Source organism: Arminella tubonensis (assembly GCF_003240585.1).
Lineage (GTDB): Bacteria > Pseudomonadota > Alphaproteobacteria > Rhizobiales > Rhizobiaceae > Rhizobium > Rhizobium tubonense.
Map to the genome: position 1 here is coordinate 1 of NZ_PCDP01000054.1, position 23,932 is coordinate 23,932.

A 23,932-nucleotide genomic window follows, 5' to 3' on the forward strand; every position below is an offset into this window, starting at 1 on the left:
AATCCTACGAGGACATCGTCGATCATTGCTGCCACGCCTGGCGTACTCTCCAAAGCCAACCGTGGAAGATCATGTCAATCGGACGTAGAAAATGGGCGAATGGGTTCTGATCAATGAGGATTGGTATAAGCCAAGAAATCGTCGAGACATCGGACAGTGCCGCGGCGGTATCGCCGCTCAGTTTCGGCGAGCTTTTCGCGAGAACATGAGCATCTACAAACTTAAATTTGCCATGGACTTTTCAATGAACCTGGTGACCCAGCTCGGTTATGCCGGGATCTTCGCGCTCGGCGGCTATTACGTCGTGACGGGAAAGACGCAGACGGCACGGTCATGGCCTTCATCTAAGGCCTGGCGAAGATCAACGATCCCTGGAGCGAATTGGTCGACTGGTATCGCAACTTCAAGGTCACGCAGGGTGAAGTATCGGTTGATATATTCCATCACATGGGCTGCTTAACGGTGTGCAGCGGCGGCGGAGCGCGTGAAGTCTCAATTTCCTGACATTGGGTCGTAATCCGAGACATTGGCTCCGGCGCGACGTATCGACTCGCCCAGACACCGATCGGGAATTGGGGTCATGACATCCCAAGCCGTACGTGCGCGCGGATGCAGCCCTGGCGCCAACCCCTTGATGGCAAGGTCGCGATCGGTGACGCTACCGATAAGAACGCCATTTTCGACGACCAGGACTGTATCAATGCGGTGACGACGCATGATATGAGCGATCTCGTCGATCGAGGTGGTGCGTTCGACGACATTGTCGCGATGCTGTTCTTGCCTATTTTCCACGATGCTTTCTCCTCTATTGTCCAAATCCAGCCACGTCCCCGTCAGTCGGCAAGCGATGTGCCGTCTACATAGCCGTTGACGCCGCGGATGTTTTCGACAAGCGTTCTGATCGCCCGGCGCTCCAGCTCAGTATCGACGGTTCCGACGACGGAAACCTTGGCGTTGTTCACGCTGACGCCGACCTTTTCGCTTCCAAGCCCGAGGTCTGTCTTCAAGCGGGTGGAGATGGCCAGCCTTATCGCATCATCGCCGGCCGCAACGATCTCGGCGGGGGCATCGATAATGAGACCCAGCAAGTCGCATCGGCTGATAATGCCGACCAAGCGGCCCGCATCCAGAACAGGCAGGCGCTTGATCCTGTGCGACACCATTAGTGCGCCAATCTGTCCGACATCGGTAGTGGGGGCAACAGTTACAACGTCAGGGACCATCGCCTCCCCGACCGACCAGCCGTGGGTCTGGATGTAGCTGTCCAATCCCATTCTGCTGTTCGGATCGTCGGCATTCGCGGCCCAGTTCTTTCCCACGCGCCGAATGAGATCGCCCTCCGTGAGGATACCGCAGACCCTATTGTCCTGAATGACAGGAAGCCCGCTCACTCCGTTTGCAAGCATCAGCAGCGCCGCGTTGCGGACGCTGGTCGTCGGAGCGACCGAAATCACGTCCTTTGTCATAATGTCTTTCGCCTGCATGGCAGTTCTCCAATTGAATTCTGTGCGGTTGACCAGAAGAGGGGCACTAGCAATGCTTGCGAAGTGTCGCTTGTTGGTCGGCCTGCTCTTGTGCCGATGCCAGTAGCTCTTCGGCATATTCTTCTGCCGATCTCGTATCCTGACCGCACAATCTGGCGTCGTGGCATTTCCGGTCGATCGCATGCCGCATCGCCTTGATAAGCTCGAGCCTACCATGTCGTTCGTGGTCGTGAAGGAGCCGAGACAGCGAAGTGAGCGCGACCAGTTCGAGGATCATCACGCGTCCTTCGATCTCGCCGAGCGAAGGAATTGCCTTGCAGGCCGCACCGCCTAGCGCGTCACGCTTTGCTCTGAGCATCGTCTCAATCCTTTCATAGATTCAGCTTCCCATAGTCTGCGGACTTCTGCCGCGACGGCATTGATCAGGATCAAGCCACAGGGACGAAAGGCCCCAAGGTTGCGACCCCGGCGTTGACGAAGATCAAGGCGGTCAGGACGGCCCTGGCTAGGATGTGGTATCAGCGGCCCTCCGGTCGCCTTTGAAAAGGAGCCAAATCATGTCCTTCAAGACAATTCTCAGTGTCGTCGGCATGCGCCAATCCGCTGCTGACATTGAAATCGCAACCACCCTTTGCACGGAATTGGGAGCACATCTGAGGCTACTGGTCGTTTCGCTCGAGGCGACATCGCCCGTCGCCGACTACGCTCTGGCAACGTCGTCCATTTGGGTCGAGGAACGGCAGCGGAACATCGAAAAGCTGGCGGCTGAGGCAGATTCGTTGAAGGAATCTCTCAAGCGCTATGGGATATCATACGAGGTCGAGAGCCTGTGGCTGGATAGCGCCTATGCTGACACCGACATTGGGGACTACGCCCGCTACTCCGACCTCGTTGTCGTTGGACCATCGCTCTCCGGAGACGATGAAGAGCTGAAATGGCACACGGTGAACGGCGCGCTGTTCGAGGCGATGCGGCCCGTACTCATCGTTCCAGACAAGAGAGTGCCATCGCTGAAACCCAAAACAATCCTTCTGGCATGGAACTCCACCCTCGAAGCATCTCGCGGCGCGCGCGAAGGGCTTGATATCATGGCTGGAGCCGAGGTCCACATCACGCTTGTCGATCCCGACGCAACCTGCGGCCGGAACGGCGAAGAACCAGGTGCCGACATTGCCCTCTATCTCGCACGGCATGACATCAACGCCACGGTGGATCGGCTGCCGAGCGCCGGACGGGACATTTCGGATGTCTTGAACCAGCACGCCATCGACATCTCCGCTGATCTCATCGTCATGGGCGGCTATGGTCATTCCCGCCTCCGCGAACGCATTTTTGGCGGTGTTACCCGGACGATGATCAAGACTCCGAAACTGCCTGTTCTTATGGCGCGATGACGAAGCCGACTCTAGGCAGGTCGTTTGATCCGCATCAATGCGGCACTTCGAAACTGCATCAGTGGCGCGTGAGGCAGGAAGCCTCCGAACAGCGAGACAGACATGACGGATATTACACCAAGACAGGATATCATGGATGAACTCGAATTCGAGCCGAGCATCGACGCTGCCGTTATCGGCGTCCCGGTCGACGCGGGCGTCGTGACCCTGACGGGTCACGTGCCGACCTACGCACAGAAGTCCACGATCGAGAACGTCGTCACGCGCGTGAGGGCGTCAAGGGGATTGCTGAGGAAATCGAGGTCAGAGCCTTCGGGCCGCGCCGCACTGCCGACGACGAAATCGCCAAGCGTGCGCTGAACACGATCAGCTGGAACACGGTCGTCCCCACGGGCGCAGTCAAAGTCAAGGTCCAGAAGGGCTTCGTCACTCCCAGTGGCAAGGCCGAATGACAGTGCCAGAAGAACGCTGCCGCCGCCGCGGTGCGGCCGCTGGAGGGTGTCTCGGGTATCATCAACCTGATTGAGGTCGCGCCACAAGTGTCAACAGGTGACGTCAAGCGGCGAATCGAAGACGCGCTCAAACGAAATGCTGAAGTGGAAGCGAAGGCCATCCGGGTTGATGTGGCCGACGGACGCGCTACGCTTGAGGGCCATGTTCATACTTGGCCCGAGCGTCGGGGAGCGGCACGTGCCGCATGGTCAGCCCCCGGCGTGCAGACCGTCGTCGACCATACTACCGTGGCCTGAATGTATAGGACTGCAAAGCATGACGGCGACAGTCGACGGACTGCTGCCGCCTACTTACGAATCTATTTCGGACCTATGTGCGATGATCTGGTTTTTCCAGCATGAGGGTCAGAGTCACCGTTCAAAATTCCTCGTTGAGTTTCACCACGGCGACGGGACCGCACCAGATCTTCTTGGCGTCTATCTGCGGCACTATGATCCTGGGGAGAAACGACTGTCGTTTTCCCCCGACGGGCCGTCATTTTCCAGCGAAAACACGGTCCGCCAGCAAATTTGGTTGCCAGGTTTCAATCGCACTGCTCTTTCAACCGTGATGCTAGCCCGCCTTGGGGTGGCCGACTTCGAGAAAAAGGTTGCGGACATCCTCTCGACGCAGTTCGAGGAGCGCCGCTTCACGAACAGGTGTCGGTGGTTTACCGCAGGTGGGAACCGGACGATAAGATCCTTACAGATTTGAACTGGATGTCATCGTTCGGTCGCCTGAGGCGGTGGATTTCGTTCTCGAAGCCCGATGAACAATTCTCAGCTCACTCCAAGTGATGAATACAGCGCGGGGCGCCAGAACTGGAAAGCGGGACCTCGAACCAAGCCGTTATGGCGCGCCGGCCCTCCACTGATCACCAAGTGCCTTTCTGCCCGTCAAGTCCTGAACGGTAACACGAAAGAAAATGGTATCGGAGCGGATCTCCCGTTCCTCAGGGCGCGGCTTGAGCGCACCCGGTTCCCACCAGTCATTGTGCTTTTGCAGCAGTCCCCATGCGCGCATACGCTCGTCGTGCCATTGATCATTGTCCGGCAATTCCTGATAGAGGCCGCGCGCCACGACGCTTTCCCAGCAGCGATGCTCACTGAACTCATCGACCTCGATGCAGACGCGCGGGTTCTCGCGCATCCATTCGATCTTCTGCCCGGCCAAAGAAAAGCTGTAGAAACGATCGTCGACGAACGCGTAGTGTATGGGAACGATATAGGCCCAATTGTCCTTCGACGCGGCAAGTCGACCGACCCGATGTCGGGACAGGAAGGCGACGCACTCCTCCCATCTCAATGCCTTGATGAACATCGTAGCGCTCCTTCCGTTGAAGGGTTAGGATGGCCCTAGACGGCCGTTTCCGCATTGATCCGTGTCAATCCAGCGCTCCCCCCGCTGCGATATCCGCATCGTCCGGCCGAGCGAGTGCACGCAACGCGTTGAGAATGACAGCAACATCGATGACTTCCTGAAGCAGAGCGCCTTGCAAGGGCGGCAGATAGCCAAACGCAGCCGCACACATTCCAGCAACCGAAAGGCTAAGGCCAACAATCACGCTCTGGCGTGCGATACCGACGGCGCGCCGCGCAATGACAATGGCATCGGCCAAGGGGTCCAGCCGATCGACGAGCAGCACAACACCCGCCGCCTCCGACGATGCCGCCGTTCCGCGGGCACCGAGGGCAACGCCGACATCGGCTACGGCAAGCGCAGGCGCGTCGTTCACGCCATCACCAACCATCATGACGGGCCCGAAACTCTTCGCCGCAATGACGGCCTCCACCTTCGAAGCCGGTGTCAGTTCCCCGAGGACCTGCTCGATGCCAAGTGTGTTGCCGACGTGAGATGCGATATCGTTCCGATCGCCCGATGCAAGGACGATCCGCCCGACCCCGGCCCTCCTCATTCGTTCAAGGACGGTGATCGCTTCCGAACGCACCGGATCGGCCAGGACGATTGTGCCCGCAATGACACCGTCGATTGCGACAGTGACGGCAACCTCTCCCGGCCGATGGCTTTCACTGCAAGCACCGGGGCTCCCGTCCGAACTCCGGCCCTTCACGAAACTGCCGCTGCCGATGACGACGCGGCGCCCATCGACCCGTCCGTCTAGTCCACTTCCGGCGATCTCTTCGACATCATCTGGCGGCGTGAGTCGAAGGCCGCGTTCGTGCGCAGCCGTGATCAACGCCGCTGCCATGACGTGACTTGATGCCTGGTCCAGAGACGCTGCGAAACGAAGGATCTCGTCCTTTTCGATCCAGTTGGCATTGCCGATCGCCACGATCCTCGCCCTGCCGTGCGTGAGTGTCCCGGTCTTGTCGAGGATCGCGACGCGGACCCGGCTCAAGGCTTCAAGGACGCCGCCGTCCTTGACCAGACAGCCGATCGAGGCGCAGCGAGAGACGCCCGACATGATAGCCACGGGCACTGCAAGTATGAGCGGGCAAGGCGTGGCGATGACAAGAACCGCAAGGGCTCGCCGGGGATCGCCCGATAAGAACCAGGCCGCGCAGGCCATGAACACCGTTAAGATCAGGAAGGCCAAACCATATCGGTCAGCCAGCCTGGCCATGGGTGCCTTGCTGTTCTGTGCTTTTTCCACCAGACGGACAACGGCGGCATAGGTGCTGTCGGCGGCGGGGCGAAGCGCCCGGATCTCAAAGACTGGGCCGATCGAGGTGGTGCCGCTCAAGACTTCGTCGCCATTATGATGATCCACGGGCAGCGCTTCGCCTGTCAGGGCAGACTGGTCGAGAACGGCACGGTCCGATAGTATCGTCCCGTCTACAGGCACCACCTCGCCCTGGCGGATCATGATCCGATCGCCGGCGGCAATCTCGGTGATCGGCACTTCTTCGAGGAGCCCGTGCTTGTATCGGAATGCCGTCCCCGCGACCCTGCCCATCAACGCCGTCATTTCGCGCGCAGCACGGCTGGATGCGAATTCCTCGAGCAGCTGGCCACCAGCATACATCACCGCAACGACGTCGGCGGCAAGGCTTTCGCCGAACCACAACGCGAAGGACATCGACAGGGCGGCGACGATGTCGAGGCCGAAATCGCCGCGCCGCAATGAGTTTAGCGTCTGCAACAACAATGCGGTAAGAACCGGAAGAGTGGCAATTCCCCAAGCCAAACGGGCATTCGCCAAGTTCCCGAAGACGGCCAAGACCAAGCCGATGGAGAGACCTGCGACGGCAAAAAACAGCAGTAGTAAACCTCTCTGCTTGAATGGAAAACCGATTGGGTGCGTATTGCTAGCAGCAGTCATCGTTCGGGGCTCATGATTGAAATTAGGGCCGCGCGCCGGCCGGGGCGCGCAGCGCAAATATAAGGCCCTCATTCCTTGATCGGGACCTTCTTTTCGGCCTTCCGCGCGGCGGGAGACTTGGAAAGTTAATCGTCAGGACGCCCTTGGCAAAGTTGGCGGCGATCTTGTCGGCGTCCACTCCATCGGGCAGCTTAAGCATCCCCTGGAAGGACCCGTATTGTCGCTCCGAGATGTAGTAGTCACCTTCGCGCTTCTGTTTTTCGTCTTTTTTTTCTCCCTTGATAGCGAGCATGCCCTCGGAAACGGTGACGTCGACATCGGCGACATCCAGCCCTGGAAGTTCGACGGTCAGTTCATAAGCATTCACCTCGACAAAGTGGATGGATGGCGAGATCTGCTGGTCCCGCAGTGAGGGCATATTGTCGCTGAACAACGAACACGTCGTCGGCATTTGCCAGGCGCAAGGGCGTAGTTCGTCGAACAGGCGGTCAATCTCGCGACGCAGCGTCTCGATGTGAGATAGCGGTTTACGTGTTGCAGGGACCGTGTTCTTTTCGGTTGTCACAGGCAGTTTCGTTGCTGCATCGGCCATGATTAGGGTCCTCTCGCATGGACTCTCCGATATCGCCGCGCCTTGTCCCTGAGCACGTCGACTGCGTAAGCCGCGTCACTGATTAAAGCCCCAGCAACGGTCGCGGCATTGATCTGTCTCAATGCCGCCCTGGCCAAATTGTGACGAATTACATCTTGAGGGCGGCCACGGCCACTCGAGCGGCGCCATGTCCCCGCATGGCCAGTCAAATTTGGAGGCATAGCAGTACATGACCTACGACGTCATTCAGATTGGCCCGGCAGAGGTTGACCACGCCTTTTTGCTGATCGAACCAGTATCGTCTCACCTCGGCCTCACCGCGTGGCGAGACTTTTGCAGCCAGCTCGATCGGCGAGCTTCGAACGCGCCTCATTTGGAACAGGTGTGGATCGCAGTGAACCCCCTCGGACGAACCCAGGGGCTCGCTCTTAGCAAGCTGGGAGACGACCCCGCTTACGGGCGCACGCTGGACGTGCCGATTTTCGTCGTTGCCAGCGCTGCCGATGAGAGCGGCGTATCAGGGGCGCTGATCGTGAAGCTGGGGCGCGTGGCCGAGGAACGTGAGTGCAGGAGCATCCGTTTCTGGACAGTCGGACGCGATAGCTGGAGCAGATGTATGCAGGCGTCGGACTATCAACGCTGGAATCACGGCGTGCGGATGATGCTCAGCTGAAGCGCTCAAGACCGATCCGCCGCCTTTGCCGCGAACATATAGCCTATCCCGCGCACCGACTTGATCAGTTCCGGCTTCTTGGGATCGCGCTCGATCTTCCGTCGCAGACGTCCGATCTGAGCGTCAATGGTTCGATCGAAGGCCTCGAGGCCACGACCGCGCGTCATGTCCATGAGGACTTCGCGCGTAAATACCCGCCTTGGATGCAGGGCGAGCACTGCTAGCATGTCGAACTCCCCCGTCGTCAGCTCGATTTCTGAACCGCTTGCCGACAGCAGCAATCGGCGGCCGAGGTCCAGTGTGAAGTCATCGAAGCGAAGGATTTGCTCGGGAACCTGCTCAATCGAGGGGTTCGGAGACTGTCGCCGACGCAGGATGGTGCGCAGTCGCGCCAGCACCTCACGAAGGTGAAAGGGCTTGGCTATATAGTCGTCAGCGCCAACCTCAAGGCCCACGATCCTGTCGATGACGTCGCCGCGGCCTGTCAGCATGATGATCGGCACGTCCGAGCCCGTTCTGATCTCACGTGCGAGCGCCAGGCCGTCGTCACCGCCCGGAAGCACCAGGTCGAGAAATATGGCGTCGAACGAGATTCGCGGCAGCAGAGAGCGCATCGATGCACCGTCCGCCACAGCGGTAATGGCATATCCTTCGTCTTCGAAATAGCGTGTCAGCATCTGCCGGATGCGCGGGTCGTCATCGACCACGAGGATGTTGGCGATATGGCTCTGAGAGGCTGTCATGGTCACGTTGTCCAGCTAGGCTGCCGCGATGGGCTTGTTACACCTTGTTACACTTACGCACGAAATATCACAGTGGCATCGTCCCCCTATTACTCAAAGGCGCTCTATTGCCCTTATTCAATCGACAGAGGGATCGAGATGTTTGCCACCGAGAGAGAATACCAATTCCGTCCAAGCAACGTTACTCCGTTCGCAGCGGCAACCACCCCGACCCTTGCTTCCGTCTTCAGGAACCAGCCAACTGAAGTTGTCCAGGCCGGCGGCGCCCTGTTTTGGGAAGGCGATCCGGCAAAACACCTATTCGAGGTCGTCGACGGCGTCCTGCGCATCTTCAGGATCATTGGTGATGGCCGACGGGTCATTACTGGCTTTCTGTTTCCTGGCGATCTTGTCGGCATCTCGATGAAGGATCGCTACCTTTACGGTGCGGAAGCCGTGACCGTCACCAAGGTGCGTCGATTTGCCCGGTCCAGCTTCCAGGAAAAAATGAACCAGCATCCCGAACTACGTCCCAAACTCTTTGCCCGGTTGTGCGATGAAATGGCCGCAGCTCAGGACCAGATGGCGTTGCTGGCACGCAAGACTGCAGAAGAACGGCTCTGCAGTTTCCTGCTTCTGCTCGCCCGGCGCACAGAAGACGCTTCAAAGTCGACGCCAACGGTTGAACTGCCGATGACCCGCCAAGACATAGCGGACTATCTCGGCCTTACTGTCGAAACGGTGTCGCGGAATGTGACGAAACTGACGGCGCGCGGCATGATCGTTCCGAAGGGCCGCCACGGCTATCAATTCAAGACCGAGAGACTTGCACTGCTTGCGGGCGACGAGGATGCGGACAATAACGGTTGCGATGACCGTGACATAGGATGTCAGCGTTTCGGTCGCACTTTGGCATGAGGACAGGTACGCCATGGAACGCTTCAGATCTCTGCAGCAGACGAGCGAGCACGGTCTCGAGGAAATCGAGCGTATTCTCGATGGCGCGAGCATCATCGTGCATGGTTTTGAGGGCGTCATATCCAGTTGGACACGCGGCTGCGAAGATCTCTATGGCTGGACACGCGAGGAAGCGGTCGGCAAGGTTGTCCATACCCTGCTTGAGACGGAATTCCCGGAACCACTGGAAGACGTCCGCGGGAGCTTGCGCAGCCGGGGCATCTGGACGGGCGAACTCAAACACCGCCACAGGGACGGCCATGTCTTGCACGTGGCCAGCCGTTGTGTCGCCGCACGGCTGGAAAACGATGGTGGACTTGTCATCCTGCAGACGAACAACGATGTGACAGACCTTAGGCATGCGCAGGCAGAACTCGCCCAGCGCGAAGTGCATCTTCGCTCTATCCTCGATACCGTCCCCGAAGCGATGGTGGTCATTGACGAACGCGGGACGATCATGTCGTTCAGTACGGCGGCAGAAAGGCTGTTTGGTCATTCGGAAGCGGATGTGCGGGGCAACAACGTCCGCATGCTGATGCCTCAGCCGGATCGCGACGCCCATGACGGATACCTTTCGCACTACATGCAGACTGGAGAACGGCGCATCATCGGCTATGGAAGGATCGTGACGGGCCAGCGTAAGGACGGCACTACCTTTCCGATGGAGCTTTCCGTCGGTGAGGCAAGTTCAAACGGAAATCGAATATTTACCGGATTCATTCGCGATCTGACGAGCCGCCACCGGATCGAGGAGGAACTACGCCAGGCGCAGAAGATGGAGGCAGTCGGTCAGCTGACAGGAGGACTGGCCCACGATTTCAACAATCTGTTGACGGTCATCAGCGGAAATCTGGAGATGCTTGAGGGCAAACTTCACGACCCAAAGCTCCTGAGCCTCCTGCGCGAGGCGCAGCTTGCCGCCGAAGACGGTGCAAAACTCACGGTACAGCTCCTCGCTTTTGGCCGCCGCCAACCGCTGAACCCAAAGGTCATCGATGTGGGCCTGCTTGTTGGCGGCTTCTCCAAGCTGCTGCGGCGAACCATCGGCGAAACGATCGAGCTGCGCACGACGGTGACGGGCGCTTCCAACCTGGCACTGGTCGATGCGTCCCAGCTGCAGAATGCTCTTTTGAACCTGGCGCTGAATGCCCGGGATGCCATGCCCGACGGCGGCCGTCTCTCGATCGAGATCGGACATGCCAAGCTAGACGTCGACTACGCGGAAATGTTTCCTCAAGTCCGGACGGGCGAGTACGTATTGGTGACGGTTTCGGATACCGGGCACGGCATGACGGAAGATGTAAAACATCATGCCTTCGAGCCCTTTTTCACCACGAAGAGCGTGGGGGCTGGCACAGGCCTCGGCCTCAGCATGGTCTACGGGTTTGCAAAGCAGTCCGGCGGCCATGTCCAGCTCTACAGCGAGCCTGCACAGGGAACAAGTGTCAGGGTTTTCCTGCCGACCCTGATAGGCGGCCAGGCAGTAGATGCCTCAACATCACAGGAGGCCCCCGACGCGGCGATCCCATCCGGAAGCGAACTGATCCTCGTTGTCGAGGACGATCTGCGGGTACGACGTGTCGCCGTCGCGCGGCTGAGGGATGCAGGCTACCGGGTCTTGGAGGCGTCCAACGGTACCGAAGCACTGATAGTATTCGCCCAGAACCCTGACATCGCGTTGTTGTTTACGGATATGGTCATGCCAGGCGGGCTTGCGGGCGACAAACTTGCAGAGGAGTTCAGGCGATTGAAACCCGATATCAAGGTGCTCTTCACGTCCGGATATGCTTCGCCGCAGGTCGCGGGCGATCGACTTTCCGAAAACGAGATCTGGCTGAAAAAGCCTTATACGGCGCGCGAGCTTGCAATCAGGCTGCGCGAATTGCTGGATTGACGTCCGCTATGCCGCCATCTCGCAGACTGCCGCGCCAGGCGGCAAGATCGTACGTCGCGCGGCGGCGTCCTGTGACGACAACCCGCATCTGCGCGACTATTTGACAACGACGAAATGGATGCGCCCATCACGGTAGACACCAGGAAGGAACAGCTCGGAATCGTTGGAAATCAGGCTGTTCAAATGTCGGTGCCAGCTTATCGGCTGTTGATCAGGGATGGCTCAGCCCGATGGTGGCAGCGACGCTTGCCGCTATCCTGACGACTTGGGTAACCTTCATCCCTTGCTTCCTCTGGATTTTTCTCGGGGCGCCCTTCATCGAACAACTGCGTGGCAACGTCGCGCTGACGGGCGCCATGTCCGCCATTACCGCAGCCGTGGCTGGCGTCATCCTCAACCTGGCCGTTTGGTTCGCTCTTCATAGGCTGTTCGCTGACAATGCGATCTGGAAGGCTGGCCCTCTCTCAATTGACGTTCCGGTTCTGGGCTCGATCGTGCTGGCGTCCCTTCTCCTCTCGATAGCCGCAGCCCTTGCCGTCTTCCGCTTCAAGGCTTCGGTGATCGTCACGCTACTGGCTTGCGCCTTCGCGGGAATGGCCTGCACCTTGATGTCCGCAGTAGCCTGGTTGCAGCGTTGTCGCAGCCGAGCCACGGGATTGGGGATGGCAAGATTTCACGAACGATAGCTAAAAGATCGGACGAGCTAAGCTTGGCTTAGCTTAGTCCTTGGACAGCAAACCGACAGCTTCATATTTGTATTCCTCTGCATGTCGCCTCGTTGAAGGCAAAGCAAAGGATCAAATTATGAAGCTGAAGCTCGCCACTGCCCTCGCAATCCTCGCTGCAACTCCGGCCATAGCGCTCGCCAGCCCGAGCTGCACCGCAGAGCCCAAGTCCAAGTGGATGCCTCAAGACGCAATGAAGGCGAAGATCGATACCTTGGGCTACAAGGTGAAAACCTTCCAGATCACGGGAAATTGCTACGAAATCTACGGCAAAGACAAGAGCGGCAATCGCGCGGAAGTTTATTTCAATCCGGTTTCCGGCGACATTGTTCAGAAGGGCGACTGATCAATGACGACGATGTCATCTAGAAAGGAGGGCCAGCGGCCCTCCGAGACGTCCCAGAAGACGATAAAGGTGTGGGACCCGGTGGTCAGGCTCTTTCATTGGACGGTTGTATCGGCCTGCATTTTAAATCTGTTTATTCTTGAGGAAGGAAAGTACTGGCACCGCGTCACGGGTTACGTCGTCGCTGCGGCCATAATCATGCGGGTCATGTGGGGTTTTGTCGGAGGCAAACATGCGCGCTTTGTTGACTTCTTTCCAACACCGAGAAAGTTGATGGACCAAGTATCCGGCATCCTAAAACGCACAGAGCAACGCTATATTGGACATAACCCGTTGGCGTCGGTGATGATGCTGTGTCTTATTGCGCTCCTGTCGGCAACAGCGCTGACGGGTTGGATGACTACCCTTGATGCGTTCTGGGGAGAGAAGTGGCTTGAGCAACTGCATGGAACTCTCGCAAACAGCATCATGGTCCTGGCATTTGTCCACGCCGGAGCCGCGGTGATCGAGAGCCTGCGGCATAGGGAAAATCTCGTCTGGTCAATGGTGACAGGTCGAAAGAAGGCATGAGAATTCTTCTCATTGAAGACAGTATTCGCCTTCGCGAGCTTCTTTGCGAGGCGGTCAGGGAGGCCGGATGGCGGATCGACGCGTTCGCCACGGCCGAAGAAGGGCGCATGGCCCTCGGCGGCGTTGAATATGATCTCCTTCTCCTCGATCTTGGCTTGCCCGACGAGGACGGGCTCGACGTCTTAAAGTCATTGCGCCAGGCAAGACGCCAAATACCCGTGCTTGTCTTGACCGCACGCGGAGCCATCGACGAACGTATTGCTGGCTTGGACGCTGGAGCCGACGACTATCTCGCCAAGCCATTTCACAACGGCGAACTCATTGCCCGGATTCGCGCCCTTATGCGGCGTTCCCCCCTGACCACAATGCCAACTCTGGAGTTCGCTTCGCTGGAATTTGACCTCGCGTCTCGGCAGGTTTGCTACAAGGGAGCTGAGGTTCCGCTCGCACCCTCCGAAAAGTCTCTCCTTGAATTGCTGATGCGCAATGGAGGCAAGGTCGTTTCCAAGCAGAAAATGGAACACGCATTTTCCGAGTTCGGCGACGAGCGGAGCAGCAACGCCGTCGAGCTTGCCGTTTCCCGATTGAGAAAGAAGCTCGAGCTGCATCCAGCCGACGCGGTCATCGAAACAGTCAGAGGGGTGGGTTACCTCCTGCGCGAGGCCCGTCGGTGATGAGATCGAACCCAAGCTTGACAACCATTCTGACGAAAAGGATCGTATTCTTTGCCACGCTTGCGATGCTGGTGCAGCTTGTTGTCGTCTTTGCCGACTACTACTGGAACGTGGGCGAGCTTTCTCGGTTGTTCGTTGAGCAGGAAACGGAGCGGCTCGCGGCCGGGGTCGATGGAACCAGCAACAATTTGAACTACCATCTTCCAGAAGAAGCAAAGGGACGCTACGCCAACGCTCAAACCGGGTATCTTGCTCGTATCCGCAGCGCGACTGGAAAACCGATTTTTGAATCCTGCGACGACGCGTGCGAGAGCCGCTTTCTGCCTAAGGATATCAATCCTCCGGACTTTTGGCTTCGAACCCTGAAATCGGGCAAGCCGCTGACGCTGGTTGGGGGGCGGGTATTCACAATGGGAGATCAACGCGTTGTTGTCGATGTTGCAACCATAGGCGACCCGCAAAACGTGATGTCTGATGTGATCTGGAACGAAGTTCTCGATCACATGATCGTGCCGATGAGCATTCTGCTGGTGCTCGTGCTGGGCGGAACATTGCTGTCCGTGCGAAGTGCGCTGAAGCCGGTAAAGGCCGCAGCCGATGCTGCCGACGTGCTTGATCCGATGGATGCCAGGTCACATCTGCCAACGCAGCACATGCCGCGTGAAATCGCTCATCTGGCCGTTGCCGTCAACCGGGCATTTGAGCGGGTTGGCGAGCTTATGAAGTCTCAGAAGGTCCTGACTTCCGGTATCGCACATGAAGTGCGCACACCCTTGGCTGCAATCAAGTTGGAACTCGGCCGCATCGACCACCCCAGGGCACGGAAGGCCGAAGCCGACCTCGACGACCTTGTGCGTTTCGTCGGTCAGCTTACCGCCCTTGCTCGCCTGGACACCTTCGATCGCGGGATGTTCGAACAGGTTGACCTCATCGCTCTATGTGCCGACGTCGTCGAACAGCTCGCCCCATGGGTCTATGACAACAACCATTCGCTCGCACTCTCTGTCGAAGTCCAAGCAGCAGCTATGAGAGCTATTCCTGCGCTGATGAAGGACGCTCTCCGAAATCTGATCGAAAACGCAGTTCGCCACACCCAGGAACAGACGTCCATTGTCGTCAGGGTTGGAAGCGGGCGTATTCAGGTGGAAGATATAAGAGAGCCCGGACGCGAAGCTGTCGCCGACAAGGGCCATCGCTCGGACGGCCTTGGAATCGGGTTGAAGATCGTCGAGAGAATTGCGGATTTGCACGGAGGATCGCTTCGTTACACGCTTTCACCATCTGGGCGGACATTCGACTTGCAGGTCCCGGCCATAAGCTGAGTAATGATAGCATGCGCCCTCTGAGCGTCTGCGAGAGCGCCATCGCGGTCCGGCCCTACACACACTGCCGGACGCACGCAAGTGTGAACGGCTCGTGCTTCTGACCGAGAAAGAGAAACCCTCGAAGGCTGACGTTGTCGCCTTCGCCAAAACGAAGGGCCCGCCGAAGATCGCGTTCCCGTCGGTTTACATTGGCGGAAAGGTCCCGGTCCTCGGAGCCGGCCTGCTCGGGGAACGCGACGCCCACGCGGCTCGATACAAAAAAGTCATTGGACGTAGGGTTCGGACCGGCACGTCCTTGCCGTGGCCGATTTCAAAATAAACGGGCCTGCCGCCGCTCGATGAGCCCGTAGCACCTGACTTACTCGACGCCAGCCATGGCAGCAACAACGCGGTCAACCGCTCAGACGCGCAATCGTGAGAAACGGCGTCAGACATCGCGTCCCTAAACAAGAGCACCCAGGTCGAGGAAGGATTGCATTTGTTGCTCTGTATGCTTGCCATCAACAAACACGCGGAAGGCTTTGCCTTGAGACCTCAGTTCCTGCGCCGTCGTTAACGCATCTGGATACAAAAGTTTTGGTTCATCACGAGTATCACTCCCATCTGGATCGAGCGAACTCAGGGCAATCACCTGAAAAGTTGCGGACATGATCCCTCTCCTGTGGAGCTACCGGCCTATCCTTCATTTCCATCCGAAACGAAGTTTTCCGGCGCTTCTGCTCGCGCGCGACTGAGTTTTTCTAACTGATCGAGCCACCGTGTCTTCAAAACCTCAGACATCGCGGGGGCAATTTCACTTGCGCTCCAACCTGCGTCTTCCATTTCGCGAACAAGCGCCGTCAATTTCTGATCGATAATCTCGTGCAGGTCATCGGGTTGGGTGGACATGGGACTGACTTTCAACTGGGGTTTGAGGAACGGTTGAACCGTATGCATGTTCCATTTCGCAAAATATGAACGGCAGGCCGGTCCTCCGCTCAACCGTCGGGTGCGCATCAATGATGATTGCACTCATCGCGGCGATCGAGCCTGTTCAGTTGCATGATCTCCGAAAGTTTGCCAACGACTATGCTTCATTGCCTGGCAGTCTGGGGGGCCAACCATGCATATCGAGTGGTATGAGCAAGCACAGGCAGATGCAAATTGCGACGTTTGTTGCCGCTATAGAAATCACCTGCGCGGTTGATGCGATTCGATAATGGCCGTCGGCCTGAGATTTGGATTGTAGCGACTATCGCTCAAGTTTGGGCACCCTCTCCTTGCTTCTTTTGGGCAAGTGGCAAGTAAAGATTCCTTGGTGAGGTTCCTAGACCAGACGGGTTCGTGTCATCACGTTACGAACCAGTGGGTGACCGCTAGACGTTGATAGGCGATCGATCGCGCTGTAATAGCTTACTGCGCGAGGCGACAGGGCCGCGGACATCGAAGAGGAATTGCAATGCCCACCGGTACCGTTAAATTTTTCAATGACGACAAGGGGTTCGGCTTCATCTCACCCGAGAATGGTGGCACGGACGTTTTTGTTCACGTGTCTTCTTTAGAGAGAGGCGTTTCGCTTAGAGAGGGTATAGGGTTACCTTCGAAGTGGGCCAGGATCGCAAAACTGGGAAATCGAAAGCAGAAAGCGTCCACATCCTAAGATCACCGGCTAGTTAAAATAGCCTGGCCGAGAACGAACGAGGGTTGAAGATGAGGCCGAGTAAGGCTCGGCGACAATCGTTAGGTCAACCTCCGATTTCATAGACCGCCGCGTTGTCCTTCACCTCTCGAAGGCCCTTGTACGAGGCGTGTCGGAGCCTCCCGTCGTCTGTCCACGCGTTCTCGGACGACATCTCGCATGGCTTCAACACCGACTTCTTTTCGGAGAGGGTGTAGAGGTTAAAGGAGATGACGTCTACGCCGGCGAGTTCCTCGGCGTACAGCCAGATACGCCGGCCATCGTCGGAACGCTTGATGGTCGAACCCCATTTCCGCCCATGAAAGTCACCCTCGACCCGTCCGGAAACGCTGCGGCGCCTGATCGAACTCAAATGTAATGGAAGCTGTGGAATTCTTCACGGCGCGAGATCGACAGGCCCGCCCCCCTGAAGCCGGTCGATCCGGCCTATCTCAGTGAACGGCGACGAACTCGGCGCGTTCACACCGGTCGAGTAGACACCGACATAAATTCCGATGAGCATGTTGGCTCTCGTCGACCGAGAGATAGCCGTCTTTGTAGAGGTCCAGCGCCGCGGTAAAACAGGCGGCCCAGATTGCAACGTCTCACTTGGCGCCAAATGACCGAATCAAAGAGTTTTCATGAGCCGTAGAAGCGCGATCATTTCTGCTGGCGACCCGCGTTTAAAGCCAATATATGTTGGAAACTCATTGCCGTGAAATCTGCGCTTGAACGCCGCCTGGCCCTGGACGTTGAATATTCGTTCGTTGACGTAGCGCGAGGCAAAGGCGCGCTTGTGCAGGCGCCGCCATATTGGGCTTTCCGCAAAGCCAGTTTCGACGATGGCGGCAAGCGGTGAGAGTCCGAGCGTCAACAAGCTGTGACCCTCCTCCTGAAATCGATTGGCAGCAAATTTAGTCAATCCGACTTCCGCGTGAGATGTGGTCCCGCTGCTCTTTCGCTTAAATGCCGTGGTGTAACCAAAGATTTCTCCATTGCGAAACATGGGATCGAAATCGAGAAGGGCTACAGGTTCTTCCGCCGGGTCGAGAAGGATGAAGCGCCGCATGTCCGGAGAAAGTTCCACACGAAATGGTCGATTCAAAAACCGCATTTCCCTGCGCGACACCACCCGTCCAGCGCGCCAATTGTCGGAGATAGCCGCCACATGGTGGTCAAATTTTCCGGTTCCATCGCATTCAACGATGGAAAACCCGTTTTTAAACAACCACTTTTCAGAATATCGGATCGTCTCGTTCCTTCCTCCGCTAAAGGAGTGTGAACCGAGGCATAGCCCCGTATCGATGCCGATATGATTAATGCGATAACCGAGCGACGAAAGCGTGCAGGCCGAATCTCGATCCATTTGAACGAAGCATGGACGCTTCGCTGCAGCGACAAAGCGGCGGATGTAATCGGCTCGTTGCGCTGGGGCAGCGACGGGATCGCCGAGAGCGAAGATATATCCCATTTTCGTGCCGTACGCGATGTATCCGTCGGAATCGCCGAAGTATTTAAGGTCTGGCTGAACCGCGGTCGAATAGGCTAGAGAAAAATCCCCAAAACGTCGACAAAGAGCAAGCCTTTCGCACGCGGCTATATCGTGGCTGACTATATGAGGAAGGCGGCGATCGAGATATGAATCGATAGACTTTCGCAGATTGAGCATTCAAAATTTTCCGCCATTTGTTCTACACATTGGGTCCTCGGCGAATATGTCAACCGAAGAAAGAGATAGGCAGGTCGATGATTGACGAGCGAGAGGTTTTATCTGCCGTCGTGATCGGCGCCGGAACGGCGGGTCTTATTGCAGCGTATGAACTCCAGCGCAGAGGCATCAAGTTTCGCGTTCTGGAGAAAGAGCCGCGTGTCGGTGAACAGTGGCGCAGGCGACACCCGCAACTCACCCTGAATACGCACCGTGACCTGTCGACACTGCCCGGAATGAAATATCGGCCGGGAACGAGCGCCTTCCCCAAGCGTGACGCGGTCGTTTCCCACCTTCGAGATTTTGTTGACGTTCACGCAATCCCGATCGATTTTGGCGTGACGGTTTCGACTGTCCAACGCAAAAACGGGATTTTCGAAGTCCACACAGATGCCGGTATGATGATTGCTCACAACGTCATCATTGCCGCTGGACGCGATAGCCGGCCATGGATACCCGATTGGCACGGGCTGCGGAACTATCGCGGCTCGGTGATCCACTCGGCTCATTTCGGAAATGTCGAGGATTATGCAGGTAAGAATGTTCTCGTTGTCGGCGCTGGGAATTCAGGTGTTGATGTCTTAAACCATCTTGCACGATCGAACGCTGCAACACTTTGGCTTTCCGTGCGCAATGGCCCAACGCTGCTGCCCAAGCGGTTATTTGGAGTGACTATCCACCGCCTGTCGCCCCTCACATCGAAACTCCCCACGAAACTTGCCGACTACGTGCTCGCGCTAGTCGGTCGCCTTGCATTTGGAGACCTCACCCATTTTGGTCTTCCGAAGCCCAAAAAGGGAGGAATTAGCCGCCTAAAAGAGCAGGTCGCGCTTGCGTTGGATGACGGAGCGGTGAGCGCGATCAAGAAAGGAAGAGTAGTCGTCGTTCCAGAGGTGAAAGAGTTTCGCGACGACAGGATTGTATTTGCAGACCGGCGAACACTGCGCCCGGATATAGTCATCGCTGCGACGGGCTACGCAACCGGACTGGAAGAAATGGTGGGCCCGCTTGGCGTTCTCGATCGCAACGGCCGGGCGTGTTTTAATGGCGGTGAACAGACCACGGACGCACCGGGCCTGTGGTTTATCGGCATGAGGGCTAGTATTTTGGGTGACGTGGGCAGTGCCAAGAAGCAAGCTTACGCCATCGCTACCGCCATAGCCAAAGATCATCGACGTCACAGCTGCCCCGCATCAACAAAGCATCTTTAATGGCAGTTTTGAATGCCCATGACTTTCCACCTGTACTTCCGCAGCGAAGGAGCCGTTCGGGCACGTTGCACCGTCGTGACCGTGTTTCGTTCCGGTAAGACGCCCAGCGTGCGCGCATGGGTTCGGAGCCAGTGTGCAGTTGCCACCTCGTCTGCGAACACGCTGACTGCCAGAAGTGGGTCGTTCAGCTACGACGCGGAGATGGGCCAGGCTCAATGGTATTGCGGTGAGTATAAGTGGGACGACTATCGCTTGGGGAAGTCGCGCGTGAACATTTCAAATAGGCGCCTTCTTGAGGTACCCGGCTCGCGCTATCTTGGTTCGCTGAGATGATTGCCGCAAATGAGCTGATCCTAACGCCGCTACCGCCGAAGATCGTCCTCGCTGACCTGAAGATGGTCGAGGAGGATTTGCAGGTTTCGGCGGTTCGATTTGAAGTAGACATCGAAGATGTCGCCGATGACCGGCACGCTGCCCCCGAGTGTGTCAACCGCGATGTTGGCAACCATCAATCCAAGCTTAAGTGGGGGAACGCCTAACCGGCGGGCTTCATTGACAATGTAGAGGCTGATAAGCGCACCGGCTGCATCGCCCACCCCTGGAACAAGGCCAAGAACCGAATCCGCGCCAAAGCGGAACTTCGTAAAGGGAATGGCAACGGCGGTATCCATCAGACGAGCAATCGCCGAGACACGCCGCAGCCGCTGCATTTTATCAATCGTGAAATATCTGGGGTCGGCGGTTCTTACGATCATTGGGTCCTCCAAACGGATAACCGCAAGATTGGTGATACAGTTCCGACGCAGTCAGAAACAGAAACTCACCGTATTACTTTGGCGCTGTTGCTGTCGGCGAGGCAGGTTGGCCACCGTGTCCTCGGCTGACGCTGTCATCGTTCAATCTGCCCCAGCGTTTGGCGCGGGCTCCTCGGTGGAGATCGCATCAGTCGTTCGCCCCGGCACTTCGGGCGAGCCGTCGGCATGTTCGATGGTGACGTTGACCGGCCCCGGCTCCATTTCTCCGAATGGTGAGGCAAATGCGATCTCGGCCGCGTCGCGACCAACGCCGATCCGAACGAGGCCATCGAGGTTCGCCTGTCGCGTTCCGTCGAACAGCCACCAGCGGCCATCCAGATAGGCCTCGAATACAGCGTGGAAATCACCCGGTTCCAGTCCGTAGGCGTAACACGAGACGAAACGCGCCGGGATGCTCAACGCCCGGCAAAAGGCAATGCCGATATGCGCGAAGTCTCGGCAAACGCCCGCCCTAAGAAGCAGGCTTTCATCGGCTGTTGTCTGGCCATTTGAGGACCCACGTTGGTAATCGATATTGTCGTAAAGCCAGTTGCACATGGCTGTGACACGGCGATGACCTTTGGGAAAGCTACCAAACTCGCGGTTGGCGAAGGCGGCAAGCCGATCCGACGGCACGAATCTCGATGGCAGCAGGAAGGGCATGATGTCGAGAGGGATTAGCGACAGCGGCATCTCATTAATTGGTTCCGGGTCGGCTCGAAATACATCGAGCGTCACTTCCGCTTCATACCTCACATGCAACGGACCGGAAGCAGCGTCGACACTGACATAGCGGTTGTTGATGTCCGGTACGGTGTAGGTGCGTCGGGGCAGATCAGGGGTGATTGTCAGACGCTCGACCAGATCGTGATGACGATGAAGCTTGGCGACCTCCAAATTGAAGATGAACACTGTCGGCCCCTTGACCTCATAAGACAGGTCGCAGCCAAGCTTGTAGCGTACCGTCATGGTCGCATCCTTTATGCATTGCGGCGTCGGTTTCTCGCAAACACATCGATGGTAGTTTCGTTCCTGTGCGCGACGACGATTTTTATGGCGGACGCACTCATGGCTATCCATTGGCGAGCAGGCATGCATGGACTTAGAAGGCCCTTGCCAATCATGCCGCCACAAATTCGCCCAAAATGATCCGTTGCCGATGGAACGAATCACTCGACGACTGAGTTGACTCGCGAAAGTTGTAAGTCGGAGTGTGGTGAGATGGCCGGTCCCAGGGCGCAGTGGAAGGGTTTCCTCAAGTTCGGCGAAGTCACAGCGGCGGTGGCGCTTTATACGGCGTCGTCGTCCAGTGACCGTATCGCATTCAACACGTTGAACCGTGCGACCGGCAACCGGGTTCGCCGCGAATTCATCGACGGCGAAACCGGCGACCCCGTCGAGCGCGAGGACCAAGTCAAGGGCTATGAGATCGACAATGGCCAGTACATTGTCCTTGAACCCGACGAAGTCGCTGCCGCCGTTCCGGAGAGCGACAAGACATTGCGGGTGCAGTCCTTCATTCCCTGCAGCGAGATTGATGATGTCTACTTCGACAAGCCCTACTACCTTGCTCCCGACAGGATCGGCACGGACGCCTTCATCTTGCTACGCGACGGCATGAAGCAGGCAAAGGTCGCCGCCATCGCTCAGACGGTTCTCTTCCGGCGCATGCGCACCGTGCTCATCCGCGCTCATGGCAAGGGTCTGATCGCGACAACGCTGAACTACGACTACGAGGTGAGGTCTTCCGACAAGGCGTTCGAAGACATGCCGGACCTGGAGATCAAAGGCGAGATGCTGGAACTCGCGCAGCACATCATCGCAACCAAGAAAGGCGAGTTCCACGCCAGCGAGTTTGATGACCGATACGAGGTCGCGCTTGCAGAGCTGGTCAAAGCCAAGATGGAAGGTCGTGCACTTCCCAAGAAAAAGGTACCGAAAGTATCGAAGCCCAACGATCTGCTGCAGGCGCTCAGGGAAAGTGCCGGGGCCATTGCTGAAACCACGTCGAAGCGGGCCGCCGCCAATGCTAATGTTGGAGCTGCTAGCAAGAAGATCGCACGGACGACCAAGGCCAAGCCCGCCTCGTCGACGGCTCCGCAGCGCCGGACGGGATAGGAGATCGCCATGGCCGTACGACCCTACTGGAAGGGCTATCTGAAGCTCTCGTTGGTCACCTGCCCGGTGCAGATGATGCCAGCGACCACAGAGAACGAGAAGGTCAAGTTCCACACCCTGTCGCGGACAACCAACAATCGGGTCGTCAGCCACTACGTCGACGCGGTGACCGGCAAGGAAGTGGCCGAGAAGGACGAGGTCAAGGGATACCAGCGCGGCGAGAACGAATACGTCATGCTCGAAGATGACGAGCTGGATGCGGTTGCGCTCGAAAGCACCAAGACGATCGACATCCAGGTGTTTACGCCGCGCGAATCCGTCGAGTGGATTTGGCTGGAGACACCCTACTATCTGAGTGTCGAGGACCCGGTCGGCCAGGAAGCGTTCTCCGTCATCCGCGACGCGATGGCAGCGCAAAAAATGGTCGGGATCTCACGGCTGGTCATCTCCCGCCGTGAACGGGCCGTGATGCTGGAGCCGCGTGGCAAGGGCATCGTGCTATGGACGCTGCGTTATGGCGACGAGGTCCGTGACGAGGAGGCCTACTTCGAAGGCATCGACGACGACACGGCCGATCCGGAAATGATGCCTCTCGTCCAGCAGTTGATCAAACAGCAGACCAGACACTGGGACGGCAAGATGGTCGCGGACCCGGTTCAGGACCGGCTGCTGGAGATCATTGCTCTGAAGAAGAAGGCACTCAAGAATTCTGCAAAGTCGCAGGCGAAAGCGGCTGAACCCGTTCCTACCAAAGGCAATGTCGTCAACATCATGGATGCCCTTCGCAAGAGCATCCAGGCCGAAGCCCGTTCTAACAAAAGCACTTGAGAGGATCACTCCAATGCAACTCAATCTTCGACAGCCTCCTGTCATCGTCGGCGAAAACGGTCACATACCAATGTCGGACGGGGATACGGACTGGACAGTCGTCGTCACTCGCGAGGCGCTGGAATCCATCGCGTCGCCGCCGGACGCCTCGCTCGACAGGCTGATGGATTATGCCGATGTCTACGCCCGGATCGCCGGCAACAAGCTGGAGTTCGGCAGGGATCGAGATCGAAACCGCATTTGGGTGATGGAAGAAGATGTTGCTGTTTGGCTTGCTTCCGAGGCATTCAGGATCAGCGCTTGGAAGCGGCGGCATCAGGCGCCGCTCGCGAGCGGCTCAAAATTTTCGATGAGAGCCAGCCGGCATTGAAACGAACGGCTCAAGGGGTTTGGAACCCCGACTGCGGCAACTGGCGCGAAAGGTCCCGGCGAAATTTGCAGCGCTTGGGGACCGCGTAGCGAAGGTGCAGCGCGCCGTGGCGCGA

At 57.7% G+C, this 23,932-nt stretch carries 28 protein-coding genes and 4 pseudogenes; 18 read left to right on the plus strand and 14 right to left on the minus strand.

Going from position 1 to position 23,932, the window contains the following annotated elements:
* Positions 1 to 193 precede the first annotated feature (193 nt).
* Positions 194 to 460 (plus strand): annotated as a pseudogene (locus CPY51_RS24025) (ABC transporter ATP-binding protein); the annotation flags it as partial.
* Positions 461 to 492: 32 nt separating this feature from the next.
* Here the strand turns inward: CPY51_RS24025 and CPY51_RS24030 are convergent.
* From CPY51_RS24030 to CPY51_RS24040, 3 genes are read right to left on the minus strand one after another with little or no spacing between them, the layout of a single operon-like run.
* Complete coding sequence (locus CPY51_RS24030) at positions 493 to 792, minus strand: CBS domain-containing protein (RefSeq protein ID WP_111162754.1); 300 nt, start codon at positions 790 to 792, stop codon at positions 493 to 495.
* 41 nt (positions 793 to 833) lie between these two features.
* A complete protein-coding gene (locus CPY51_RS24035; RefSeq protein WP_111162755.1) occupies positions 834 to 1,484 on the minus strand; it encodes a CBS domain-containing protein in 651 nt (216 codons plus the stop codon).
* Positions 1,485 to 1,530: 46 nt separating this feature from the next.
* Positions 1,531 to 1,842 carry a hypothetical protein gene (locus CPY51_RS24040; protein WP_111162756.1) on the minus strand — a complete coding sequence of 104 codons (312 nt, stop codon included), beginning with the start codon at positions 1,840 to 1,842 and terminating at the stop codon, positions 1,531 to 1,533.
* A gap of 199 nt (positions 1,843 to 2,041) precedes the next feature.
* Between CPY51_RS24040 and CPY51_RS24045 the strand changes: the two genes are divergently transcribed.
* From CPY51_RS24045 to CPY51_RS24055, 3 genes and pseudogenes are all read left to right on the plus strand, one after another.
* A complete protein-coding gene (locus CPY51_RS24045; RefSeq protein WP_111162757.1) occupies positions 2,042 to 2,878 on the plus strand; it encodes a universal stress protein in 837 nt (278 codons plus the stop codon).
* Positions 2,879 to 2,980: 102 nt separating this feature from the next.
* Positions 2,981 to 3,627 (plus strand): annotated as a pseudogene (locus CPY51_RS24050) (BON domain-containing protein).
* A gap of 19 nt (positions 3,628 to 3,646) precedes the next feature.
* Complete coding sequence (locus CPY51_RS24055) at positions 3,647 to 4,084, plus strand: hypothetical protein (RefSeq protein WP_111162758.1); 438 nt, start codon at positions 3,647 to 3,649, stop codon at positions 4,082 to 4,084.
* 135 nt (positions 4,085 to 4,219) lie between these two features.
* Here the strand turns inward: CPY51_RS24055 and CPY51_RS24060 are convergent, their stop codons facing one another.
* From CPY51_RS24060 to CPY51_RS24070, 3 genes are all read right to left on the minus strand, one after another.
* A complete protein-coding gene (locus CPY51_RS24060; protein WP_111162759.1) occupies positions 4,220 to 4,690 on the minus strand; it encodes a pyridoxamine 5'-phosphate oxidase family protein in 471 nt (156 codons plus the stop codon).
* A 64-nt stretch (positions 4,691 to 4,754) separates the two neighbouring features.
* The gene (locus tag CPY51_RS24065) at positions 4,755 to 6,653 is read right to left on the minus strand and encodes a heavy metal translocating P-type ATPase (RefSeq protein WP_111162760.1); all 1,899 of its coding nucleotides are present in this window, start codon (positions 6,651 to 6,653) and stop codon (positions 4,755 to 4,757) included.
* 22 nt (positions 6,654 to 6,675) lie between these two features.
* Entirely contained in the window at positions 6,676 to 7,245 is a 570-nt protein-coding gene (locus tag CPY51_RS24070; protein ID WP_244598769.1) for an Hsp20/alpha crystallin family protein, read from the minus strand.
* A gap of 229 nt (positions 7,246 to 7,474) precedes the next feature.
* Here CPY51_RS24070 and CPY51_RS24075 point away from each other — a divergent pair, with 229 nt between their 5' ends.
* On the plus strand, positions 7,475 to 7,918 hold the full coding sequence (locus CPY51_RS24075; RefSeq protein WP_111162761.1) for a hypothetical protein: 444 nt from the start codon (positions 7,475 to 7,477) through the stop codon (positions 7,916 to 7,918).
* A gap of 5 nt (positions 7,919 to 7,923) precedes the next feature.
* Here the strand turns inward: CPY51_RS24075 and CPY51_RS24080 are convergent, their stop codons facing one another.
* Entirely contained in the window at positions 7,924 to 8,661 is a 738-nt protein-coding gene (locus CPY51_RS24080; protein WP_111162762.1) for a response regulator, read from the minus strand.
* A 72-nt stretch (positions 8,662 to 8,733) separates the two neighbouring features.
* Here CPY51_RS24080 and CPY51_RS24085 point away from each other — a divergent pair, with 72 nt between their 5' ends.
* The 7 genes and pseudogenes from CPY51_RS24085 (at position 8,734) to CPY51_RS24115 (ending at position 15,128) form a co-directional block, all read left to right on the plus strand.
* Positions 8,734 to 9,558 (plus strand): helix-turn-helix domain-containing protein, encoded by an 825-nt coding sequence (locus CPY51_RS24085; protein ID WP_244598770.1) that lies wholly within the window; start codon positions 8,734 to 8,736, stop codon positions 9,556 to 9,558.
* Between the two features lie 13 nt (positions 9,559 to 9,571).
* Entirely contained in the window at positions 9,572 to 11,491 is a 1,920-nt protein-coding gene (locus CPY51_RS24090; RefSeq protein ID WP_111162764.1) for a hybrid sensor histidine kinase/response regulator, read from the plus strand.
* 209 nt (positions 11,492 to 11,700) lie between these two features.
* Positions 11,701 to 12,099: pseudogene (locus CPY51_RS24095) on the plus strand (chromate transporter); the annotation flags it as partial.
* Between the two features lie 196 nt (positions 12,100 to 12,295).
* Positions 12,296 to 12,562 carry a PepSY domain-containing protein gene (locus CPY51_RS24100; protein WP_111162766.1) on the plus strand — a complete coding sequence of 89 codons (267 nt, stop codon included), beginning with the start codon at positions 12,296 to 12,298 and terminating at the stop codon, positions 12,560 to 12,562.
* A gap of 3 nt (positions 12,563 to 12,565) precedes the next feature.
* Entirely contained in the window at positions 12,566 to 13,132 is a 567-nt protein-coding gene (locus CPY51_RS24105) for a cytochrome b/b6 domain-containing protein (RefSeq protein WP_111162767.1), read from the plus strand.
* Positions 13,129 to 13,806, plus strand: a complete 678-nt coding sequence (locus CPY51_RS24110) for a response regulator transcription factor (protein ID WP_111162768.1) — start codon at positions 13,129 to 13,131, stop codon at positions 13,804 to 13,806. Before CPY51_RS24105 ends, CPY51_RS24110 begins: the two co-directional genes overlap by 4 nt.
* Entirely contained in the window at positions 13,803 to 15,128 is a 1,326-nt protein-coding gene (locus CPY51_RS24115; protein WP_111162769.1) for a sensor histidine kinase, read from the plus strand. The genes CPY51_RS24110 and CPY51_RS24115 overlap by 4 nt, the downstream gene beginning before the upstream one ends.
* Positions 15,129 to 15,573: 445 nt before the next feature.
* On the opposite strand, the gene CPY51_RS24125 is transcribed toward CPY51_RS24115, so the two are convergent.
* Both CPY51_RS24125 and CPY51_RS24130 read right to left on the minus strand, forming a co-directional pair.
* Positions 15,574 to 15,780 (minus strand): hypothetical protein, encoded by a 207-nt coding sequence (locus CPY51_RS24125; RefSeq protein ID WP_111162771.1) that lies wholly within the window; start codon positions 15,778 to 15,780, stop codon positions 15,574 to 15,576.
* A gap of 26 nt (positions 15,781 to 15,806) precedes the next feature.
* The gene (locus CPY51_RS24130; RefSeq protein WP_244598771.1) at positions 15,807 to 16,067 is read right to left on the minus strand and encodes a hypothetical protein; all 261 of its coding nucleotides are present in this window, start codon (positions 16,065 to 16,067) and stop codon (positions 15,807 to 15,809) included.
* A 62-nt stretch (positions 16,068 to 16,129) separates the two neighbouring features.
* Between CPY51_RS24130 and CPY51_RS33005 the strand changes: the two genes are divergently transcribed.
* A complete protein-coding gene (locus CPY51_RS33005) occupies positions 16,130 to 16,330 on the plus strand; it encodes a hypothetical protein (RefSeq protein ID WP_146260169.1) in 201 nt (66 codons plus the stop codon).
* Positions 16,331 to 16,569: 239 nt separating this feature from the next.
* Positions 16,570 to 16,787: pseudogene (locus CPY51_RS24140) on the plus strand (cold-shock protein).
* Between the two features lie 68 nt (positions 16,788 to 16,855).
* On the opposite strand, the gene CPY51_RS33570 reads toward CPY51_RS24140, so the two are convergent.
* The 3 genes from CPY51_RS33570 to CPY51_RS24150 form a co-directional block, all read right to left on the minus strand.
* Complete coding sequence (locus CPY51_RS33570) at positions 16,856 to 17,161, minus strand: hypothetical protein (RefSeq protein WP_244598772.1); 306 nt, start codon at positions 17,159 to 17,161, stop codon at positions 16,856 to 16,858.
* A gap of 24 nt (positions 17,162 to 17,185) precedes the next feature.
* The gene (locus CPY51_RS33865; protein ID WP_275540501.1) at positions 17,186 to 17,311 is read right to left on the minus strand and encodes a hypothetical protein; all 126 of its coding nucleotides are present in this window, start codon (positions 17,309 to 17,311) and stop codon (positions 17,186 to 17,188) included.
* Positions 17,312 to 17,416: 105 nt separating this feature from the next.
* On the minus strand, positions 17,417 to 18,457 hold the full coding sequence (locus CPY51_RS24150; protein WP_111162773.1) for a phosphatidylglycerol lysyltransferase domain-containing protein: 1,041 nt from the start codon (positions 18,455 to 18,457) through the stop codon (positions 17,417 to 17,419).
* A 77-nt stretch (positions 18,458 to 18,534) separates the two neighbouring features.
* Between CPY51_RS24150 and CPY51_RS24155 the strand changes: the two genes are divergently transcribed.
* Positions 18,535 to 19,707, plus strand: coding sequence for a flavin-containing monooxygenase (locus CPY51_RS24155; RefSeq protein ID WP_111162774.1), 1,173 nt, complete (start codon positions 18,535 to 18,537; stop codon positions 19,705 to 19,707).
* Between the two features lie 362 nt (positions 19,708 to 20,069).
* Here the strand turns inward: CPY51_RS24155 and CPY51_RS24160 are convergent, their stop codons facing one another.
* Together CPY51_RS24160 and CPY51_RS24165 are read right to left on the minus strand one after the other, a co-directional pair.
* The gene (locus CPY51_RS24160; protein WP_111162775.1) at positions 20,070 to 20,462 is read right to left on the minus strand and encodes a DUF4112 domain-containing protein; all 393 of its coding nucleotides are present in this window, start codon (positions 20,460 to 20,462) and stop codon (positions 20,070 to 20,072) included.
* Between the two features lie 141 nt (positions 20,463 to 20,603).
* Positions 20,604 to 21,470, minus strand: a complete 867-nt coding sequence (locus tag CPY51_RS24165) for a transglutaminase-like domain-containing protein (protein ID WP_111162776.1) — start codon at positions 21,468 to 21,470, stop codon at positions 20,604 to 20,606.
* Between the two features lie 252 nt (positions 21,471 to 21,722).
* Here CPY51_RS24165 and ku (CPY51_RS24170) point away from each other — a divergent pair, with 252 nt between their 5' ends.
* From ku (CPY51_RS24170) to CPY51_RS24180, 3 genes are read left to right on the plus strand one after another with little or no spacing between them, the layout of a single operon-like run.
* The gene (gene ku / locus CPY51_RS24170) at positions 21,723 to 22,619 is read left to right on the plus strand and encodes a non-homologous end joining protein Ku (RefSeq protein ID WP_111162777.1); all 897 of its coding nucleotides are present in this window, start codon (positions 21,723 to 21,725) and stop codon (positions 22,617 to 22,619) included.
* A gap of 9 nt (positions 22,620 to 22,628) precedes the next feature.
* The gene (gene ku, locus CPY51_RS24175; RefSeq protein ID WP_111162778.1) at positions 22,629 to 23,447 is read left to right on the plus strand and encodes a non-homologous end joining protein Ku; all 819 of its coding nucleotides are present in this window, start codon (positions 22,629 to 22,631) and stop codon (positions 23,445 to 23,447) included.
* 13 nt (positions 23,448 to 23,460) lie between these two features.
* Positions 23,461 to 23,817, plus strand: coding sequence for a hypothetical protein (locus CPY51_RS24180; protein WP_111162779.1), 357 nt, complete (start codon positions 23,461 to 23,463; stop codon positions 23,815 to 23,817).
* The last annotated feature ends 115 nt before the right edge of the window (positions 23,818 to 23,932 follow it).